At 43.8% G+C, this 20,587-nt stretch carries 20 protein-coding genes; all 20 read right to left on the bottom strand.

Annotated features, from left to right (window positions below):
* Positions 1–38 precede the first annotated feature (38 nt).
* The 20 genes from miaB to yfmH all read right to left on the bottom strand — a co-directional run bounded on the left by miaB (position 39) and on the right by yfmH (position 20,587).
* Positions 39–1,463, bottom strand: coding sequence for a tRNA (N6-isopentenyl adenosine(37)-C2)-methylthiotransferase MiaB (gene miaB, locus HQN90_RS06795; protein WP_246362123.1), 1,425 nt, complete (start codon positions 1,461–1,463; stop codon positions 39–41).
* Positions 1,464–1,657: 194 nt separating this feature from the next.
* On the bottom strand, positions 1,658–2,227 hold the full coding sequence (pduL, locus tag HQN90_RS06790; protein WP_173217008.1) for a phosphate propanoyltransferase: 570 nt from the start codon (positions 2,225–2,227) through the stop codon (positions 1,658–1,660).
* Between the two features lie 99 nt (positions 2,228–2,326).
* Complete coding sequence (locus HQN90_RS06785; protein WP_173217007.1) at positions 2,327–3,193, bottom strand: 2-oxoacid:ferredoxin oxidoreductase subunit beta; 867 nt, start codon at positions 3,191–3,193, stop codon at positions 2,327–2,329.
* Positions 3,181–4,929, bottom strand: coding sequence for a 2-oxoacid:acceptor oxidoreductase subunit alpha (locus HQN90_RS06780; protein WP_173217006.1), 1,749 nt, complete (start codon positions 4,927–4,929; stop codon positions 3,181–3,183). The genes HQN90_RS06785 and HQN90_RS06780 overlap by 13 nt, the downstream gene beginning before the upstream one ends.
* A 207-nt stretch (positions 4,930–5,136) precedes the next feature.
* Entirely contained in the window at positions 5,137–6,078 is a 942-nt protein-coding gene (locus HQN90_RS06775; protein ID WP_173217005.1) for a dipeptidase, read from the bottom strand.
* 161 nt (positions 6,079–6,239) lie between these two features.
* Complete coding sequence (locus HQN90_RS06770; RefSeq protein ID WP_028558349.1) at positions 6,240–6,500, bottom strand: stage V sporulation protein S; 261 nt, start codon at positions 6,498–6,500, stop codon at positions 6,240–6,242.
* A gap of 116 nt (positions 6,501–6,616) precedes the next feature.
* Complete coding sequence (locus HQN90_RS06765; protein WP_173217004.1) at positions 6,617–7,411, bottom strand: TIGR00282 family metallophosphoesterase; 795 nt, start codon at positions 7,409–7,411, stop codon at positions 6,617–6,619.
* A gap of 113 nt (positions 7,412–7,524) precedes the next feature.
* Positions 7,525–9,066: a ribonuclease Y gene (gene rny, locus HQN90_RS06760; RefSeq protein WP_079409001.1), complete on the bottom strand. Its 1,542-nt coding sequence runs from the start codon at positions 9,064–9,066 to the stop codon at positions 7,525–7,527.
* Positions 9,067–9,453: 387 nt separating this feature from the next.
* Entirely contained in the window at positions 9,454–10,143 is a 690-nt protein-coding gene (locus HQN90_RS06755; RefSeq protein ID WP_216855213.1) for a regulatory protein RecX, read from the bottom strand.
* A gap of 74 nt (positions 10,144–10,217) precedes the next feature.
* Positions 10,218–11,261 carry a recombinase RecA gene (recA, locus tag HQN90_RS06750; protein WP_173217003.1) on the bottom strand — a complete coding sequence of 348 codons (1,044 nt, stop codon included), beginning with the start codon at positions 11,259–11,261 and terminating at the stop codon, positions 10,218–10,220.
* A gap of 174 nt (positions 11,262–11,435) precedes the next feature.
* Positions 11,436–12,686, bottom strand: coding sequence for a competence/damage-inducible protein A (locus HQN90_RS06745; protein ID WP_173217002.1), 1,251 nt, complete (start codon positions 12,684–12,686; stop codon positions 11,436–11,438).
* Positions 12,687–12,779: 93 nt separating this feature from the next.
* Positions 12,780–13,364: a CDP-diacylglycerol--glycerol-3-phosphate 3-phosphatidyltransferase gene (gene pgsA / locus HQN90_RS06740; RefSeq protein ID WP_079408997.1), complete on the bottom strand. Its 585-nt coding sequence runs from the start codon at positions 13,362–13,364 to the stop codon at positions 12,780–12,782.
* Complete coding sequence (rimO, locus tag HQN90_RS06735) at positions 13,361–14,689, bottom strand: 30S ribosomal protein S12 methylthiotransferase RimO (RefSeq protein ID WP_173217001.1); 1,329 nt, start codon at positions 14,687–14,689, stop codon at positions 13,361–13,363. Before rimO ends, pgsA begins: the two co-directional genes overlap by 4 nt.
* Positions 14,690–14,817: 128 nt before the next feature.
* Complete coding sequence (locus HQN90_RS06730) at positions 14,818–15,309, bottom strand: YajQ family cyclic di-GMP-binding protein (protein WP_079408995.1); 492 nt, start codon at positions 15,307–15,309, stop codon at positions 14,818–14,820.
* 141 nt (positions 15,310–15,450) lie between these two features.
* Positions 15,451–16,335, bottom strand: coding sequence for a helix-turn-helix domain-containing protein (locus HQN90_RS06725; protein ID WP_173217000.1), 885 nt, complete (start codon positions 16,333–16,335; stop codon positions 15,451–15,453).
* Between the two features lie 49 nt (positions 16,336–16,384).
* Positions 16,385–17,128, bottom strand: a complete 744-nt coding sequence (locus HQN90_RS06720; protein ID WP_373291262.1) for a DUF3388 domain-containing protein — start codon at positions 17,126–17,128, stop codon at positions 16,385–16,387.
* Positions 17,129–17,254: 126 nt separating this feature from the next.
* Entirely contained in the window at positions 17,255–18,106 is an 852-nt protein-coding gene (locus HQN90_RS06715; RefSeq protein ID WP_173216999.1) for a hypothetical protein, read from the bottom strand.
* 91 nt (positions 18,107–18,197) lie between these two features.
* A complete protein-coding gene (locus HQN90_RS06710) occupies positions 18,198–18,449 on the bottom strand; it encodes a DUF3243 domain-containing protein (protein WP_079408992.1) in 252 nt (83 codons plus the stop codon).
* 96 nt (positions 18,450–18,545) lie between these two features.
* Positions 18,546–19,301, bottom strand: a complete 756-nt coding sequence (ymfI, locus tag HQN90_RS06705) for an elongation factor P 5-aminopentanone reductase (RefSeq protein WP_173216998.1) — start codon at positions 19,299–19,301, stop codon at positions 18,546–18,548.
* Positions 19,298–20,587, bottom strand: coding sequence for an EF-P 5-aminopentanol modification-associated protein YfmH (yfmH, locus tag HQN90_RS06700; RefSeq protein WP_173216997.1), 1,290 nt, complete (start codon positions 20,585–20,587; stop codon positions 19,298–19,300). Before yfmH ends, ymfI begins: the two co-directional genes overlap by 4 nt.

The following is a 20,587-nucleotide window of genomic DNA, read 5'->3' as shown; positions in this document are numbered from 1 at the left end:
CTCAGCACACTCCTGTCAATTTGACTTCCGAATTATATTTAAATGGAAAGTTTCAAGGGCTCCTGTACAATTTCACCCTTTAGAATCCAAGTTTGCGCCTGCGTTACATGAACTTCAACCATTCGACCGATCAACTCCTTGGAGCCGGTGAAATGAATCAGTTTATTCGTACGCGTGCGCCCTGCCAATACATCAGCATTATTCTTGCTTTCGCCTTCTACCAGCACTTCTACAGTTTGGCCAAGCAGCTTATCATTACTTGCCTTGCTGTGTGCATTTACCAACTCATTCAAGCGGTACAACCTTTGTTTCTTAACTTCCATCGGAACATTATCTTCCATGCCAGCGGCAGGTGTTCCTTCGCGCGGCGAGTATATGAAAGTAAAGGCGAAGTCAAAACCAACTTCTTCATACAGGGACATCGTTTCGTTAAACTGCTCATCCGTTTCCCCAGGGAAACCAACAATGATATCCGTTGTCAGAACAACGTCTGGAAGTGTTTCCTTGATTTTGCGGGCGAGCGTCAAGTAATGATCTCGGGAATATTTCCGGCTCATTCGCTTAAGAACTTCGGTATTCCCTGATTGGACAGGCAAATGAATATGTTCAACAAGATTACCGCGTTTCCCCAAGACTTCAATCAACCGATCATCGAAATCCCGCGGATGCGAGGTCGTAAAGCGAATGCGCGGCACATCAATTTTACGGATATCGTCCATCAAATCAGCGAATGAATACGTAATATCTTCAAAGTCTTTGCCATAAGCATTGACATTCTGTCCAAGCAATGTAATTTCTTGAAATCCTTGTCGCGCCAAATCTCGAACCTCTGCAAGTACATCTTGCGGTCTACGGCTTCTCTCTTTCCCGCGTGTATACGGAACAATACAGTAGGTGCAGAATTTATCGCAGCCAAACATGATGTTTACCCATGCCCGAATGCCTTCCCGCTTCTTCGGTAAGTTCTCAACGATATCGCCCTCTTTTGACCATACCTCTACAACCATTTCTTTATTATAAAAGGCATCCTTCAATAAGGCTGGCAGTCGATGAATATTATGTGTTCCGAATATCAAATCAACAAAAGCATGCTTTTGCATAATCCGGTTTACAACCGCTTCTTCTTGCGACATACATCCACATACACCAAGAACAAGGCCAGGTTTCTGTGCTTTCAAAGCTTTCAAATGTCCTAATTCACCAAATACTTTATCTTCCGCATTCTCTCGGATTGCGCAGGTATTCAGCAAGATGACATCTGCTTGATTTTTATCTTCCGTCGTCTGATAGCCCATTTGCTCAAGCAGGCCTTTCATCACTTCGGTATCGTGCTCATTCATCTGACATCCGTAAGTGCGGATTAAATAATATTTATCTTTGCCGAACCCCTGCATGTCCTCAGGAATCATGAAATCATAATGTACGGCGATCTCTTCTTTTCCGCGCTTTTTAGCATCAGTCAGTGAAGGAGGCTGAAAATATTGGGAATAATCCTTATCGGATTTTACTTGGTTAGCCACTTTCTTTCCTCCTAAGAGTTTTGCTTGATGAAAACTTACCCAGCTTACAAATAAATACGCAACTTTTATTATAGCATCTCAAGCCTACTTAGTACAAAAGTAAATTGGCATACGTGTGAAAACATGGCAAATTGGACTTACTCCAGCAGCTCTGCCAGATCGCCTGTGTTAACTCCTGCCGCATTTCCCTCATCCGTATCTATGTGCATGTCCAGCGCATATTGGTCAGAAACCCGTGCAATCACATCCTCAAGGATCAAAGGACGTTCACCATGCAATTTAACTCTAAGCTTCTGTTTATCTTGAATGCCCCACTTCTCAGCATCTGAAGTATGAAAATGAATATGACGAGCCGCGACAATAACGCCCCGCTCTAGTTCAACTTCGCCTACAGGACCTATGACACGAAGTCCAGGCGTATCTTCTATGTACCCAGATTCACGTACGGGAGGTTTAATGCCCAATGCAAAAGAATCTGTACGTGATACTTCGATTTGCGTGTTTGACCTTGCTGGGCCAAGAATTCTCACTTTCTCAAATTTGCCTTTGGGACCTACAATCGTCACCGTTTCTTGAGCAGCGAATTGTCCTGGTTGAGAAAGATCCTTAAAGTTCGTTAATTCATAGCCTTTTCCGAACAAAATTTCAATATGCTCTGGTGATACGTGTATATGTCTAGCCGAAACTCCTACTGGCACAGTTTTCATAGATATCCATCCTTTATGATTGGTATAGTTGTCAGTATTGCCGCTCAGCAAAAAGGGCATACGGATTTTCTCCATATGCCCTTAAGCGTTGTACACTTATTATTTGAACTCAGTAAGCATTTTGTTGAAATCAGCTTCTGAAATATGAAGATCTTGTTTCGCAAGTCCTTCTTTAGCAAAAGTAGGAATGGAATCTTCGTAGCTTCTTTTTTCTTTGTTTTGGTAAATGATACCTGTCAGCATGGAGTTTGTTTCCATGATTTTGGTCATTGCCATCACGCGGTTCGTGTAATCATAATCTGGAATTTCATCCAGATCCACGATGTTTTCTTTGAACCAGTCATAAGTGTTCACTTTGTTGAAAGTTACACAAGGACTGAATACGTTGATCAAAGAGAAACCTTTGTGGTTCAAACCAGCTTCGATAACAGCCGTTAACTGTTTCAAATTGCTGGAGAACGATTGCGCTACGAAAGTTGCACCTGCCGCCATGGCAACTTCCAAAGGAGAAATCGCGGACTCAATTGTTCCCAGTGGTGTACTTTTCGTTTTGAAACCTTCCGCACTACGTGGAGATGCTTGACCTTTTGTCAAACCGTAGATTTGGTTATCCATTACGATGTAAGTTACGTCAATGTTACGACGAATCGCATGGACAGTATGTCCCATACCGATTGCGAAGCCATCACCGTCACCGCCGGAAGCGATAACTGTCAAATCACGGTTAGCCATTTTTACACCTTGTGCAATTGGCAAAGATCTACCGTGAATCCCATGGAAGCCGTAAGCATTGATGTAACCGGAGATACGGCCGGAACAACCGATACCCGATACAACTGCCAATCCTTCAGGCTCTAAACCAACATTAGCTGCTGCACGCTGAATGGCCGCTTGTACGGAGAAATCTCCGCACCCCGGACACCAGTTTGGCTTTACATTGTTACGAAAGTCTTTTAATGTTGCCATGCTAAAGTCAACTCCTTACATTTTTGTTCGATTTCTGCCGGTAAGAACGGGTTACCGTTGTACTTAAGCACATTTTTAATTTTATCTGCATGACCGACATGCAGTTTAATTTGATCAGCTAATTGGCCTGTTGCATTGTTTTCAACAACGATAACCGTTTTTGCTTTTTCAACGTATGGACGCAATTGCTCCGTCGGGAACGGATGGATCAAGCGAACTGTTGCATGGTTCGTTTTGATGCCTTCCAGCTCTACGCGGCGGCGAGCTTCGTCAATGGTTCCACCTGTTGAACCCATACCGATAATCAGAAGATCTGGGTTTTCATGAGGAGCATCTACTTTCACAGCGTCCGTTACTTGAATGTGTTTCAACTTCTCAAGACGTTTATCCATCATGCGTTGACGGTTTTCCGTGCTCTCGGATGGACGACCCGTTTGGTCATGCTCAACCCCAGTAACATGGTGGATACCATGTTTAACGCCAGGAATTACACGCGGTGATACACCGTTTTCGGTGAATTCATAACGCTTGAACAATTGGTTTGCTTCTTGTTCTGGAGCTTCTGTTACCAATGTTCCACGGTCAATCACGATGCGGTTGTAATCCAGCATTTCTGCGGATTGTTTACCTAGGGAAAGTTGAAGATCCGTCATCAAGATAACAGGAACTTGATATTTCTCAGCAAGGTTGAAAGCTTCAATCGTGTCATAGAAGCACTCTTCAATCGTGCTTGGGGACAAGACGATTTTCGGGATCTCACCGTGAGTTCCATAAACCATTGCGTTCAAGTCGGATTGTTCTTGCTTCGTTGGAAGACCTGTACTTGGACCACCACGTTGTGTATCTACGATAACAACCGGTGTTTCTGTCATACCAGCCAGACCAATAGCTTCCATCATCAAGGAGAGACCAGGACCAGCAGAAGCTGTCAGCGCGCGAGCACCTGCGTAGTTAGCGCCGATTGCCATTGTACATGCTGCAATTTCATCTTCTGTTTGGATAACAGTACCGCCTAATTTAGGAAGTGCTTTGATCAGATATTCCATTACCTCTGAAGCAGGTGTAATCGGGTATGCTGGCATGAAGCGGCAACCTGCGGCAACTGCTCCAAGAGCGATTGCATCATTACCGATCATGAACAATTTTTGTTTACCGTCAGCTGGTTCCAATTGGAAGTCAAGAATAGGTCCGCCTGCTAATTCAAGAACGGATTCAGCACCTTTGCGAACGGCTTCAATATTCTTTTCAACGACAGCTGCGCCTTTGCGGCCAAACTCTTCTTCAACAGCTTTATTAAACACATCAATTGGCAATCCGAGCAGTGCCCAGGAAGCACCTGATGCGGCCATGTTCTTAAATAGGGATGTTCCTAGCTCTTCTGCGATTGCAGTAATCGGAACTGGAAATAGACGTGCTTTGATTCCTTCAGGTAATACTGGGTTAAATTTAGCATCTGCTACGATAACACCATTGTCACGAAGCTCGTGAGCATTGAAGTCGATACTTTCCTGATCGAAAGCAACCAGAATGTCTAAATCGTCTGAAATTGCGCGAATCGGTTTAGTGCTGATGCGAATCTTGTTATTCGTATGTCCCCCCTTAATCCGTGAAGAGAAATGACGGTACCCATACAAATAGTAACCGAGACGGTTCAATGCAGTAGAGAAAATGCGGTCTGTACTTTCGACCCCTTCACCCTGCTGACCTCCGATTTTCCAAGATAACTGACTAATCACCGTACGTCCACTCCTTTTAATTGTAGCTGCATGAAGACATTGATAAGCTAATTGTGTAGTAAATGAAGATGATGCAATAAAAATTTTCTTTCACTTGTCAACCAAATTCTATGCCTTTACGGATCAAATTGCAAGGGGTACAAACAATTCTAACAGATAGAGTTTTTAGATCGAATCCATATCAATTTTAGATCGGTTGTTAATCATTCATTTCGGCAGGCTCAGAAGCATAAAATTGCGCCAATTGCCATACAAAAATGCCTCAACTTGTGATTCCCTATAGTTTTTGCATAAAGCTTCTATTATATTTTCATACTGCCCTACATGTCTCAGCCCTTTGACCCACTGCTCAATCCCGTCAAAATCAGATCCGAATCCAAGTTGTCCCTCTCCTCCTAAGGAACATACATGATCAATGTGTTTTAACAATGCCGAGATAGGTACTGTCAGATTCGCACTGTCTACGAAGTAAGGGACGAACGTGATTCCAATTACCCCCTTACATTGAATGACAGCTTTAATCTGCTCATCTGATAAATTTCTTGGATGGGGACATATTTTTTGGGCATTCGAATGAGAGGCAATGAAAGGCTTGTTGTAAAGCTCGACCAATTCCCAGAAAGCCGTTGTAGACAAGTGTGACACATCTACTATTATACCCATTGTTTCTAATTCTTTTAACATCTGCTTCCCTTTTCTTGTGAAACCACCTTTTCTAGGCTCCATAACGCCGTCTGCCGCCCAATTCGCATAGTTCCATGTGAGTCCAATACTTCTAACACCAAGTTGCTGCAATATTCGCACATGCATCATGTTGCCAGCAAGCGCATCTAACCCTTCAAGTGTTAAAATCGCCCCTATTCGCTCGCTTGCCTCAACAAGACGCCAATCTTCTGTGTTCTGAATAACATGCATTCCCGGGTGGCGGCCAATCTGACGATAAAATAAATCAACCATTTGCAAAATATGTTCAAAGGTCGGCTGCTGAATGGAATCAGATAAGTAGATAGCGAAACACTGCACCTTCACTCCAGCTTGTTTCAATCTTGGATAACTTACATCAAGTTCCTGCTCTTCTCTCCCGAATTCAAGCTTGGGGTTTACATAGAGCTTCGTAAGCGCGTCGCAATGTCCGTCCATGATTCTCATCCAATCAGCCTCCTCCGTATATGTCCAAACAAGACAAAAACCTCTGCGAAGAGGTTTCTGAGGAATTTTGAATACCCTTTACTCTTTCATACAACTTTAACAGCCAAAAAACCTGTCTACATGGTAAACAGGCATCTTGCTTTATGTATGCTGCCGTTGTCTTAACGAGGCTCAACAATTAATTTAATGGCCGTCCGATCTTCTCCGTCAATCACGATATCTGTGAATGCTGGTACACAGATTAGGTCAACTCCACTAGGCGCCACAAATCCTCTTGCGATAGCTACTGCTTTGATGGCCTGGTTTAGGGCTCCTGCACCGATGGCTTGGAGCTCTGCGGCTCCGCGCTCACGCAATACGCCTGCCAATGCACCTGCTACGGAGTTTGGATTGGATTTTGCTGAAACTTTTAATACATCCATGAATAGTACCTCCTCGGGAATGATGGATAGATTCCATTAACCATTCTATTCGCGAGAAGCACCAAACATGTCAGTTCACTAAATTTGAAAATTCGTAATTTTCTGAACGAACTGTTTTAATCCATAAATACTTGATCTTCATCATAACGAATCAAATTAATACTTTTGGCCGCTCCCGTTTGATCGTTTAATTCGATCACGACTGCATGGAAATGCCATTTGCCTTCATCTGTTACAAATCGTACCGGAAGCTGTGTTTTAAATTTCTGAAGCACCGCATTCTTTTCAACACCAAGGATGCCATCCCGAGGTCCTACCATTCCTACATCGGTAACATAAGCTGTTCCTTGCGGCAAAACTCGGTTATCGTTGGTTTGAACATGCGTATGCGTGCCGACTACAGCTGATACTTTCCCGTCTAAATGCCAGCCCATGGCAATTTTCTCGGAGGTTGCTTCCGCATGAAAATCGACGAATACAAATTTGTGCTTCTTCTTATCTGCTTCAAGAATCTCATCGACTTTGCGAAACGGACAATCAATTGGCGGCAAGAAAGTCCGTCCCTGTAAATTGATAATAAGCAGTTCTTGGTCTTTAACCTTAATTACTGTATGCCCTCTCCCTGGCGTACCCGGAGGAAAGTTAGCGGGCCGAACCATTTTCTCGTCACGATCAATAAAATCGAAGATCTCTTTTTGATCCCATGTATGATTGCCCATTGTAAGGGCCTGAATGCCCATCTCATAGATTTCTTTGGCAATGGCTGATGTTATACCTTTCCCAGCCGCTGCGTTCTCCCCATTGGCGATAAAGACCGCATGAGGATGTGCTTGCTTCAAGCGTGGCATGATACTTTTTAGTGCTTTTCTTCCGACAGAACCTACAATGTCTCCAATAAATACAATTTTCATAACCGATTTATAGCTCCTTTATACTCCTTAGATACACAGTTCGGGTGATGAGATCATCAATCGTCCTGAAAATAAGGAAAAGTGGCTGTAGCAGCCACTTTTCGCATTATTGTTTATTTAGCGTATTCTACTGCTCTAGTTTCACGAATAACCGTAACCTTGATATGTCCCGGATAATCGAGTTCACCCTCGATTTTCTTCGTAATATCACGGGCCAGGCGGAACGCTTCGGTATCATCCACTTTTTCAGGTTGAACCATTACACGCACTTCGCGACCAGCTTGAATGGCGTATGATTTCTCAACACCTTCAAAGGATTCCGATATCTCTTCAAGTTTCTCTAGACGCTTAATGTATGTTTCAAGCGTCTCTCTGCGTGCTCCTGGTCTTGCCGCGGATAAGGCATCTGCAGCTCCAACCAGCATCGCGATGACAGACGTCGCTTCCACATCGCCATGATGGGAAGCAATACTATTAATGACAACTGGATGCTCCTTGTACTTCTTACCAATCTCAACACCGATTTCCACATGAGATCCTTCGACCTCGTGGTCTAACGCCTTACCGATGTCATGGAGCAGCCCGGCACGTTTCGCCAAAGTTACGTCTACCCCGAGCTCCCCGGCCATCAGACCAGCCAGATAAGCTACTTCCATGGAATGTTTCAACACGTTTTGACCGTAACTTGTTCTGAATTTCAGGCGTCCCAAAATTTTGATCAAGTCCGGATGCAAACCGTGGACTCCAACCTCGAACGTGGCTTGCTCACCGTATTCTCGGATACGCTCATCCACTTCTTTGCGGGATTTCTCCACCATTTCTTCGATACGAGCTGGATGAATACGTCCATCAGCAACTAGTTTCTCCAAAGAGGTCCGAGCAATTTCGCGGCGGATTGGATCAAATCCTGATAAAATAACAGCTTCTGGCGTATCATCAATGATAAGGTCGATACCCGTTAATGTTTCAAGTGCACGGATATTGCGTCCTTCACGACCGATGATCCGACCTTTCATCTCTTCATTTGGCAATGAAACAACGGAAACCGTCGTTTCGGCAACGTGATCTGCCGCACAACGTTGAATGGCGAGTGTGATGATTTCACGTGCTTTCTTATCGCCTTCTTCTTTGGCTTGTTGTTCAATTTCTTTAATCAACTGTGCCGTTTCGTGACGTACTTCCTGTTCTACATTGGTGAGGATGATGCTTTTCGCTTCCTCCATTGTAAGACCGGAAATCCGCTCTAACTCCGAAACTTGGCTCTTGTACAGCTGATCAATTTGTGTTTGTGTATCCTCGATCCGCTTCTCTTTGTTGGCAACTTGCTCTTCTTTACGCTCGAGAGATTCTAATTTTTTATCCAGCGATTCCTCTTTTTGCAACAATCGTCTTTCTTGTCGTTGAATTTCATTCCGACGTTCACGAATGTCTTTTTCAGCTTCGGACCTCAGCTTATGCACTTCGTCCTTTGCTTCCAGAACCGTTTCTTTTTTCAGTGCTTCCGCTTCCTTCTTGGCAGATTCTCTAATCTGTTCAGCGGCTGTTTCAGCACTGGAAATTTTCGCTTCTGCAAGAGATTTACGGATAAAATAACCAATCCCTAAGCATGCAGCTCCAACAATGAGAATGATCGCGACCCAGATGAAAGTCATCATCTTGTTCACCTCCTCGTTGGTTTCTCCAAGGTGTTAGCCTGGGATTCCGTTCGGTTTTTTAATCCGATATTTAATTGTTTGACTAGTCATACATACCCCATGACGAAAAGAGTATGGCTTTTAAATGAATGCGCACTGTGCGTTAGAGGCACTATAGTGCTAATAATCCATAATCAACAGTGTAAAAATTGGCGGTTTCTACATCTGTTCCCTCAAAATCAATGATAGAAGTATGATTTTGAACAAATTATGAAAATATACACTGTTATTTTATCTTTTGTCGAAGAAGCTTGTCAAGCGAATGTCATCGATAAGCGAATACTCGGTTGCTTAATACCCAAACTATGGTTAATGTCATTAACTAATTACGAAAATTATTTAATGACATTAACTATCGAATGAATCATCAAAAACTTCAAACTCTTCCTCGTTGGGCTCACTGCTCACTTGCGCCAAAACCTTGCTAACCATAGAGCCCGTATATCCGCGCCGCATTAAAAAAGCCCCTGTTTTTCTTTTGCGATCAATCATTTTCCCTGAAGTTTGTTTCCATTTCGTTTGGGCAATCTTCATCGCTCCAGCAAATTCATCATCAGAATTAATGGTGTCCATCGCATTTTTTACCAATTCCTTATGAATTCCTTTTTGCTGAAGTTCTTGTCGAACGAGATTCCGACCTTTCTTCTGAGAAATAATCCGACTATCGGTCCACATTTGAGCAAATTCTTCATCGTTGAGATACTTATGTTCAATAAGCTTCTCGCAAGCCCAATCTATGACAGGTGCCTCATAACCAGCTTCTTTGAGCTTGCGCTTTACTTCTATCGCTGAATGAGGACGGCGGCCAATGATTCGAATAGCCTTCAAATAGGCACTATTGCGTTCTTCATCTATCGTAATTTTCTCAATGACTTGATGGTCAATGGTCTCGCCTTTGTTCAGTCGATGCTTAATTAAGATGTCTTCATGTACCGAGAAGGCATATTCCTCATTAATAAAAATATTGTACCTGTGCCTGCCCCGCTTCTGTTTCTCAACCAATGTGATGATTGCTATTGTTTGTTCTTCAGTATTCAATTCAAACCAGCTCCCCTAAAACGAAAAACACCTTAACACAAGGTTTAAGGTGCTTTCAATGTATTATTTAAATGCTATTCGAAAGCGACTTCCAGCTCATCCTCGTCCTCATCCACGTTAGGACCAACAGCTTTAATTAAATTGCTGTTCTCACGAATTTTCAGCTCAATCGTTTCTGAAATGGCTTTGTTGTCTTTCAAAAATTGCTTCGAATTCTCACGGCCTTGACCCAGTCTTTCGCCTTCGTAAGAATACCACGCTCCGCTTTTGTTCACGATATCCATCTCCGTACCGATATCGATAATACTGCCTTCGCGCGAAATACCTTCACCGTACATAATATCAACTTCCGCTTGTTTGAACGGAGGTGCTACTTTATTCTTAACGACCTTAATTCTTGTACGGTTACCGACCATATCGTTACCTTGTTTAATGGTTTCAACACGGCGAACATCAAGTCGCACGGAGGAATAAAACTTCAATGCACGCCCCCCTGGTGTTGTCTCCGGGTTACCGAACATTACGCCGACTTTTTCGCGCAATTGATTGATGAAGATAGCAATAACTTTGGATTTGTTAATCGCACCGGACAACTTACGAAGTGCTTGAGACATCAACCGTGCTTGCAAACCTACGTGGGAATCCCCCATCTCGCCTTCGATCTCAGCTTTAGGAACGAGTGCTGCAACGGAGTCAATAACGATAATGTCTACAGCGCCACTGCGCACAAGTGCTTCAGCGATTTCAAGGGCTTGTTCACCCGTATCTGGCTGGGAAAGCAAGAGCTCATCGATATTAATCCCAAGCTTGCTTGCATAGGAAGGATCCAAGGCATGCTCCGCATCAATAAAAGCAGCTTGCCCACCCACTCGTTGTACTTCCGCAATCGCATGAAGGGCTACGGTTGTTTTACCTGAAGACTCAGGACCGTATACTTCAATAATTCTTCCGCGGGGAAATCCGCCTATTCCAAGTGCAATATCAAGGGCAAGCGATCCTGTTGAAATCGTTTCAACTTGCATATGCGTGGATTCTCCAAGTTTCATGATGGAGCCTTTACCGAACTGTTTCTCAATTTGACGTAGTGCATTATCAAGTGCTGCGCGACGATCTGTCAAAACACTCACTTCCTTCTTCTATCATTATAGGTATATGATAACTTGTTTCAGGGTGTTTGCCAAGTATTTTTTCGAACATACATTCGACTTTTTAGCGAACAAACAAAAAACCGCAACAAAGTTATCGCTTTGCTACGGTTCTTCCGTTAACACTGATCTTATTATATGCGAACCCTAGTGATCTTTCAACTGTTTCCATAATTGATAGAGTGCGCTTTTGGCTGCCCGATGCTTAACAGACTCCCGATTGCCGGACAGTTGCAAAGTGAATACAGCTGTTTCGGCATTCTTCTGTGCAAAGCCAACATAAACCAGCCCTACCGGCTTGCCTTCTGATGGACTGGGTCCGGCCACACCGGTAACTGAGATACCGAAATCGCTTCCCGTGGTGGCAATCAAATTCTCAGCCAAGAGAACCGCGGTCTCACGGCTAACTGCACCTGGTGCGCCATCTCCTTCCAGAATTTCCATCGGCACGCCTAAAAGCTTATGCTTCAAAGCATTGGAATAACAAATAATTCCACCAAGGAATGACTTGGAACTTCCTGGTACATCTGTAAGCATGTCACTCAATAATCCTCCGGTGCAGCTTTCAGCCACGGTAAGGGTTAGCTGCTTTTGCTCCAGCAGTTGCAGGACAATGCTTTCAATCGGAACATCCTGATCCGCATAGAGATGATCTGCCAGACGTGCTCTGATCGCTTGCTCGGTCGGAAGCAGCCGCTTCTCGCCCTCCTCCTGCGATTGTGCACGAGTCGTCAGGCGAATGGTCACTTCGCCTTCTTTGGCATATGGAGCGATCGTAGGATCGGTCTGAGCTTCAATCAAGTCCAGCAGCTGATGCTCTAGATTGGATTCTCCAATCCCGGCAAATTTGAGCATTTTCGAATAAAGAGGTACCGCATCTGTCATGACAGCTTGCAGCCATGGCACCGCATATTTCGTAAACATAGGCTTCATTTCTTTGGGAGGGCCGGGCAACAGGATGAAATGCGTACCTTCATAAGTAAAAGCAATCCCAACGGCTAGTCCTGTTTCGTTATGCAAAGGATCGCTGCCTTCAATCATCAGCGCCTGTCTTCTGTTGCTCTCGACCATATGTATTCCGCGGGATTGGAACAACTCGGAGATCGCCTTCATGGAGGGCTCATGCAAAACCAGCTCACGGCCTACAAAGGCGGCTAGCACGTCTTTCGTTAGATCATCCTGTGTAGGTCCAAGTCCTCCCGTAACGATGACGACATCCGCTCTGGAAGCCGCTAATCGGAACGTGTCGAGCAATCTTTGCTCATTGTCGCCAACAACCGTTTGAAAGTACATATCTACGCCAATTGCCGCGCATTCCCTTGATATAAATTGAGCATTCGTATTTACAATCTGGCCAAGCAAAAGCTCTGTACCGACAGCAACAATTTCAGCTTTCATATTGGAATTCCTCCTTTATAAATAAGAAAACCCCTACCCATGGCTGATCAATGAAGAGCAACCGCGTTTAGAGGTGGATAATAGGTTGCCCTATTAAGCTTTTTCAGAAAAATCGATGACATGCTTATTCTTCACAAAGTACTCTATTCCTGAGTAAACCGTAATAATTGCTGCTGCCCAGCTAGCTATAACATCAAAAGGGAAATCCACAAACGTAAACGGAAAATTATTGATAAGTAATGCAATGATGGCGGTAATTTGAGCTGCCGTCTTTGCTTTTCCCCACTTGCTGGCCGCCATCACAGTGCCTTCCAATAGGGCGATTTGGCGTAAGCCAGTAACTGCCCACTCCCTACTGATAATGACAATGACAATCCAAGCATCTACTTTACCCATCTCAACGAGAGAAACGAGAACAGCTGTAACAAGCAGCTTATCCGCTAACGGATCAAGCAGCTTGCCTAAATTGGTTACAAGATTGCGTTTTCTGGCTATGTAACCATCTAAACTATCTGTACTCGCTGCAATAATGAATATGGTAGCAGCAATAATTTGATTATACGTAATGCTGAATTCCTCTATCCGTATATGTGGAAATTTCACCTTAATCAACAAGAAGAACATGATGATAGGTACTAACAAAATCCTCGCTACGGTGATGCGATTGGCTAGGTTCATGCAATAACCTCCCCAGACAAGTCAAACTCATAGGAGTGGGTAATACGAACTTTTGCCAATTCGCCAATGCTCAAATTGCCATTGGAAACGAATACTTCCCCATCGATCTCAGGAGCGTCAAATTGGGAACGGCCGATATAGACATCACTCCGGCCATCGTATCGCTCGATCAGCACATCAATTTCTTGTCCAATTCGACGTCCGCCACGAATATTTGAAATTTCACGCTGAATTTCCATAATCGCATTCGCACGGTATTCTTTGACATCATCGGGAACTTGGTCTGGCAGACGAGCCGCTGGCGTATCATCTTCTTTGGAGTAGGCGAATACCCCAAGACGATCAAATTGCACGTCGCGTACAAATTGTTTGAGGTTTTCGAAATCTTCTTCCGTTTCTCCAGGGAAGCCTACGATCAAGGATGTCCGAAGGGCTACATCTGGGATCGCTTCACGGATTTTGCGAACCAGTTCACGCGTATCTTTCTGACGCCCTGGTCTGCGCATCCTTTTCAGAATCGAATCTTCACTATGTTGAAGCGGCATATCGATATATTTGCATATCTTCGGGTTCGATGCCATGACTTCAATCAGCTCATCGCTGAAGAAACCTGGATAAGCATAGTGAAGTCTGACCCATTCAATCCCCTCTACTTCGCTCACTTTATTCAATAAAGTAGGCAGCATGAAACTATCATACAAATCCGTCCCGTAATTCGTTGAATCTTGGGCGATCAGACTGACTTCTTTGACGCCTTGTGAAGCCAGGTTTGCGACTTCCGCCACAACGGACTCCATGCTTCTACTCTTGAATGCACCGCGCATAATCGGAATACTGCAGAATGTGCACGCATTGTCGCAGCCTTCGGCAATTTTCACATACGCCGTGTACCTAGGTGTCGTCACCAATCTTGGCAGGTCAGCATCATAGTTAAATACCGGATTCCCGACTAGGACCGGTCTCTTGCCACGAAGCGCTTCATCAACAATATGATTGATTTTATCAAAATCACCGGTTCCCACGATGCCATCAATCTCAGGCATTTCATCCATCAGCTGCTTCTTGTAGCGTTGTGTCAAACATCCTGAGACGATAAGCGCCTTGAGATTCGCTGTTTGTTTCAATTCTGCCATATCCAAAATTGTATTCACTGATTCTTCTTTCGCTGCATCAATGAACCCGCAAGTGTTCACGATAATGACTGTGGCATCTTCTTTGTTGTCTACAAGTTGAAAACCACGTCCATGTATTAATCCAGACATAATCTCGGAATCAACCATATTCTTCTCGCATCCGAGAGTCACTACTTTAACCTTTTCTGTCATGAAAGAAACAACCTCCAATAGTCCTAAAAAACACTCCTTACCAGTATAATACAAGCCCCAAGGGGTGTCAAAATGTAAAAACCCCCTATTACTAGAGGGTTTTTGGCAATTAAACGTCGTATGTATACCTATTTCAAGTTAACAAATTGCAAATCAAGCGGGATTTCCGCTTTGCGCAATAGGGCAATAACCGCTTGCAAATCATCGCGGCTCTTCCCTGTTACACGGATCTGATCCCCTTGAATTTGCGTTTTCACCTTCAACTTGGAATCACGAATCAAAATGTTAATTTTCTTGGAGTTTTCTTGATCGACGCCCTGCTTCATGCTGATTTTCTGCCTAACCGTTTGGCCAGCTGCCGGTTCTACCTTGCTGTATTCGAGATTTTTGATCGAGATCCCGCGTTTCGTCATTTTGGCATGCATAATATCAAGCACATTTTGCAGCTTAAATTCATCATCCGAAGTGACGACCAATTGATCCTTGTCCAATTTAATACTGCTTTTGCTGCCTTTAAAATCAAATCGTGTAAGAATTTCCTTTTCCGCCTGCTGAATGGCGTTCGTTAATTCCTGCATATCCACTTTGGATACGATATCAAACGAGCTTTCTGTACTCATGTAGACAAACACCCTTTCCATCAAATTACATTAGCATTATAGCAAGAAGCCGAAAAAAAAGAAACATCCCAAAGCCCCTTGGCCTAGGATGTTACGGATCAAGCAATCATTACCCGGGAAAGCGCAGGAACCGCCAAAATGCTAGTTTTTTTGCAAATTAAGCTGAACCCTTTTGGGGTTTGGCGTATCCCCTACTGGAACGACAGTGCCGTTCACAGTAAGCTCTAATGCACTGGCTGCGCCCACATTTAGATAGGCGGAACCCGCAACATTAAATGCCTCTGTATCACCAGAGTTGTACAGCTTCTGACTAAGCGTCTTTTTGCCTCCGCCTTCAGAAATTGTATCAACACCTATCCAACAAGGGCCTGTTATTTTCATTTGGATATCCAAATTCGCTGTGCCAATAATCGTGTAGTTATCTACACCCTTCTCGGTGCTGCTGAACTTAACTTGAACCGCAGGTGGCGTCGGTGTCGGCGCCGGTGTTGACGTCGCAGTCGAAAGAGGTGCCACTTTACCATCACTGGATGCATTAGGTATGCTGTTGGCATTCGTACCTGTCGCAGGACTTGTTGATGTTGTTATCCTCGATGATTGCGTTTGTGACGGTTTTTCATCCGCTGGCGTACCCTTGTAATTCTTATATGTATAGTAATACACAATTCCAAAGATCAGCAGAATGAAACAGATAAACATCACACTTGAAGCCCATCGGCTTAATTTTTCCGTGTTGCGAACACTCGTTCTGTTCTTGCGAATATTTTCGACGACTGGCTTCTCCACTACGGGTGAAGGATTCGTAGATTGATACATATTCAGCACTTCAGTTGGATCAAGACCTACGGCTTCTGCGTAGCTTTTAATGAAAGCTCGCACATAAAAGCTGCCAGGCAATACCTTGTAATTCCCTTCCTCAATAGCTTCTAAGTAGCGTTTACGAATTTTCGTGACTTCCTGGAGATCTTCAAGCGATATCTTTTTTTCCAGCCGTGTTTTGCGTAAAATGAATCCTAGATCAGACATATGGTCACCTCCCCGCGGAACTCTCTATTAGTTAATGACGTTTAAAACATTAAAAAGGTTCGGAAGTATACGTAAATGAGTCGTAATTGATTTCTTCATCCGGACTATTTCGAAGCTCAATAATATAATCGAAGTGATTATATGTGTATTCTGATTCACGAATGAATATATCTGGATGCTCGATAACCTTGGTAGAAGGCATTCCCATAATATCCTGCAGCAGGCTGTAATGCTTCTCATTGGAACGGATGGTCGAGACAATTCCGTCAATAATATAGACATTGTTCGGGGTCATTTCATCCTCAGACAACTGGCTGCGAACCGTTTGTCTCAATAAGGTAGAGGAAACGAATGTCCAACGTTTATTAGCGCATACGCTGCCCGCAATGATGGATTCTGTTTTGCCAACACGCGGCATGCCGCGGAGCCCGACAACTTGATTCCCTTCACGTTTGAAAATCTCGCCTAGGAAATCAACTAACAGCCCTAATTCATCACGTGTAAAACGGAAAGTTTTGCGGTCATCGGAATCACGCTCGATATAACGACCATGCCGCACAGCAAGGATATCTACCAACTTGGGAGGTCTTAATGCCGTAATAGTAATATTATCTACTTTTCTCAACATTTTACCCATTAAGTCAATTTTTTCTTCATCATTGGTTTGCAGAAGCATACCGCGCGTACGGTCTTCTACCCCATTAATGGTTACAATATTAATATCCAGCATCCCCATCAAGGAAGCAATGTCCCCTAATAAACCAGGACGGTTCTTATGAATCTTATATTCCATATACCACTCTTTAACGTCCAATCATTCCACCTCATCATGATATCAGCAACAAATTACTTGTTACCTACTTTAATTTCTACAATTTTCGTCAATATCCTTCTTAAGACTCATAAAAATACACAAAATTTATTTAATTTTTAGTTCTAAAAGCTCTTTCTCATTGTAAGATAGGCTGCCTTTTTGCCAAGTATGATTTGTCATAGCGGCTAGGCGATCGTCCAGAATTTGCGTCCAATTCAACTGGGCTGATAAAGCACTTGACATATCAATGACGGAAATGTTAAGCGTCTTCGCTTTCTGTACTTGTGCAGCAGTTGCTGGTGAATAAAAAATAATCCACTTGGCAGCATGCTGTTTCGATTGAAAGGATAATTGCTGAAACCACTGCTCATTATTATCAAGTAAAACAATATGATCCGCTTCCTCCGAAGGCGCCCAAGCCGATGGTATCGGCCGATCACTTCTTGTAACCCATTCTACGGCTACATTGGTTGCGAGCAAATTTTGAAGCCAGTTGGATTTCAAATCTTCAATCTGCTGACCATCGATTTTCAGGAAAGCAGCTTGATCGCTGGATGTGCTTGCGGTGCCACTGCTATCTAATTGACTTTGCAGCAGCGTCCATTTCCCTGTTGACAGCCCTTGTCCCATTAAACCATCCGCGGAAGCAATCAACTCATTGCCAATGACATATATGTAATCATAGGGATTTGCCTTCAGCTTAGCCGTTACCTGATCATCTAGGGTATTCAAATCTTTGACCCAATCATAGGCAATGAAATGTTCACTTCTCCACGTCTGGAGTGCTTGATCGATGGACTGCTTGGCTGTATCTGGCAAACTGCTGCTTGACAACATTAAGACGGATATTTTCTTATCCATGAGTTCCTGTTTAATGACCGGAATTCCGCGTGTTCCACAACCTGTTAAAACCAGAAGGATACCTATTAACAAAACAATAAATCGCTTGATAGCCATGCCATTCGATTCCTTTCTTCCTTGAAAGCGTGCAAAAGCCTCCGAAAGAGGAGGCTTTCACATAGTACCTTATTGAATTGTAAAACGGTTATTAACCTTTGTCTACTAATTTTACCATGAGACGGGCAATTGTACGTTTTTCCTGCTCATCTCCTGCATCCCATAGCTCTTTGAGCACTCGCTCTTGCTCATTTTCCGGATCCACTTTATCAGCTAGAAATTCACCGATTTGAAAAGCGAGCTTAGAAACGGTCTCTTCACTCATTCCTGCATGCCCCGCTTGACTCACACGTTCAGCAAGAAACTCTTTCCACTTATCAAATACCTTAAGAACTGTAGCCATTGTAAGAAGCCTCCTTTGAGTTATGAGAAATGGTCATTACATACGTAATATTCGCTTCTCGCTCAAAAATTATGCACTTGGCCTCTCACTCAATCCTTAAGTTAACCAACCGCCATTGGGACTTATGATTTGACCTGTAATGTAGCCGGACTCAGGCAATGCCAGAAAATAAACAAGTGAAGCCACTTCATCCGGCAAAGCAAAGCGGCCAACCGGAATTTCGTTTTCAATCGCTTCCCGCTCCTCCGGCTGGAAGCCGGCCATCATTTCGGTATGTACAGGACCGGGTGCTACCGCATTCACCGTCACTCCTGATGGAGCAAGCTCCTTGGCTAATGCTTTGGTGAAGGCATTGAGCCCCCCTTTGGCTGTGGAATAAACAACCTCGCAAGAAGCGCCAGAGATGCCCCAAATGGAAGAAACATTGATGATTCGGCCGTATTTCTGTCTAACCATAGCGCCCATGAACGTCTGCGAGCACAGAAAGGCTCCCTTCAAGTTCACATTCATAACTAAGTCCCAATCTTCTTCACTCACATCAGCAAGCAGCCCATAATGCGCTATTCCGGCATTATTAACGATGATATCCGGTATCATTTCTTTCTGCTCCAGCTTTTCCTGCATCTTGATGATTTGTTCTCGTGATTTCACATCTGCCGATACTGTCAATACCTTGGCCCCATGCTTCATGCAGGACCTAGCTACTTCATTCGCTGCCTCATGGGATTCGCGGTAGTGGATAACAACATTCATCCCTACCGCGGCAAAGCGTTCAGCAACGGCTGCGCCAATCCCCCGGCTCGCGCCTGTTATGAGAACCGTTTGTTCACTGAATGGCTTCGATAAACTCACGACAACTCACGACTTTGCACAATAGATACAGCTAGCTGATTCCAGTTGAAATGCTCACGGAACCGCAGATTCACATCTTCCAGCGTAAGCTGCTCATACACTGGCAAAATATCGAACAAATCAATCCCTTTGAAACGGTATTTGGTAAATTCATTCGCAATAGACTCGGGTGAGTTCATCATCCTAAGGAAATTACCGATCTTCTTTTTCCGGCTTCGCTCAAAAGTTACTTCATCCAGACCGATGTCTTTACGCTTTTCCACTTCTTCACGAATGCGCTCAACAAGTCGATTGGGATCTTTGGTATCCCCGCCTAGCATCGAGAAGGCATAACCGTCGCTGCAGTTGTATTCATGCCCAAAATTATCGGAAATCAACTGCTCATCATACAGCGCTTCATAAATCGCGGAGCTGGAACTAAAGAGAATATCCAGCATTAATTTGGTTGTAAGCTCTTTGACTAACAGATCTTTGCCGCTGACATTAGGCGCTTCTTCCTTGAAACCGATAAGACACTTAGGCATAGATACGGGCAAATTGATAACTCTTCGAGCTTCATTCACTTCCAGTGGCTCATCCGGGAAAAAGCGCTCGATGCTGCCTTGTGGAGCAAAGCTTTTGGCGGCTTGATTGGCTTTGACTAAGGATAGCACCTCTTCTGCATCTACCCCGCCTACAACAAACAAGCTCATATTGCTTGGGTGATAGAAAGTGTGATAGCACTCATACAACGTATCCTTGGTGATTTCGGCGATAGATGCCACCGTACCAGCAATATCAATATGGATAGGATGTTTGGCGTATAGAGATTCAATCAACCCGTAATAGCTTCTCCAATCGGCATTATCCTCGTACATTTTGATTTCCTGACCGATAATGCCCTTTTCCTTTTCTACATTTTCATCTGTAAAATAAGGGTTTTGCACGAAATTAATTAATGTCGTTAAATTTTCTAGATAGTGATTGGTGGAAGAGAACAAATAAGCGGTCCGATCAAAGCTTGTGAACGCGTTGGCCGAAGCCCCGTTGGAAGCAAACGTAGCGAAGATATCTCCTTCCGGTTCTTCAAACATTTTGTGCTCCAGAAAATGAGCAATGCCATCCGGTACCCGCACTGCCTCTTTACCTTTAACCTGAAAATAATTATCGATCGAACCGTATTGCGTCGTGAAAGTGGCATATGTTTTCTGGAACCCTTCCTTCGGAAGAACAAACACATGTAGCCCATTATCAAGCTTCTCGTGATAAATCGTTTCACCCAAGTGTGGATAAGGAATTACCTGCAT

This window comes from Paenibacillus alba (assembly GCF_013204855.1).
Lineage (GTDB): Bacteria > Bacillota > Bacilli > Paenibacillales > NBRC-103111 > Paenibacillus_E > Paenibacillus_E alba.
This window is presented reverse-complemented; position numbering and strand designations above follow the sequence as displayed.

Coding starts and splice junctions, on each gene's coding strand:
- HQN90_RS06775 (WP_173217005.1), bottom strand. CDS start 6,078: ATGAGAATCATGGACGGACATTGCGACGCGCTTACGAAGCTCTATGTA.
- pgsA (WP_079408997.1), bottom strand. CDS start 13,364: ATGAACCTAGCCAATCGCATCACCGTAGCGAGGATTTTGTTAGTACCT.
- HQN90_RS06715 (WP_173216999.1), bottom strand. CDS start 18,106: ATGGCTATCAAGCGATTTATTGTTTTGTTAATAGGTATCCTTCTGGTT.
- HQN90_RS06720 (WP_373291262.1), bottom strand. CDS start 17,128: ATGGAATATAAGATTCATAAGAACCGTCCTGGTTTATTAGGGGACATT.
- HQN90_RS06725 (WP_173217000.1), bottom strand. CDS start 16,335: ATGTCTGATCTAGGATTCATTTTACGCAAAACACGGCTGGAAAAAAAG.
- HQN90_RS06745 (WP_173217002.1), bottom strand. CDS start 12,686: ATGAAAGCTGAAATTGTTGCTGTCGGTACAGAGCTTTTGCTTGGCCAG.
- HQN90_RS06785 (WP_173217007.1), bottom strand. CDS start 3,193: ATGGCAACATTAAAAGACTTTCGTAACAATGTAAAGCCAAACTGGTGT.
- HQN90_RS06770 (WP_028558349.1), bottom strand. CDS start 6,500: ATGGATGTATTAAAAGTTTCAGCAAAATCCAATCCAAACTCCGTAGCA.
- HQN90_RS06765 (WP_173217004.1), bottom strand. CDS start 7,411: ATGAAAATTGTATTTATTGGAGACATTGTAGGTTCTGTCGGAAGAAAA.
- HQN90_RS06730 (WP_079408995.1), bottom strand. CDS start 15,309: ATGAGTACAGAAAGCTCGTTTGATATCGTATCCAAAGTGGATATGCAG.
- rny (WP_079409001.1), bottom strand. CDS start 9,066: ATGATGACTTTCATCTGGGTCGCGATCATTCTCATTGTTGGAGCTGCA.
- rimO (WP_173217001.1), bottom strand. CDS start 14,689: ATGACAGAAAAGGTTAAAGTAGTGACTCTCGGATGCGAGAAGAATATG.
- HQN90_RS06710 (WP_079408992.1), bottom strand. CDS start 18,449: ATGGCTACAGTTCTTAAGGTATTTGATAAGTGGAAAGAGTTTCTTGCT.
- pduL (WP_173217008.1), bottom strand. CDS start 2,227: ATGAAAACTGTGCCAGTAGGAGTTTCGGCTAGACATATACACGTATCA.
- yfmH (WP_173216997.1), bottom strand. CDS start 20,587: ATGCAGGTAATTCCTTATCCACACTTGGGTGAAACGATTTATCACGAG.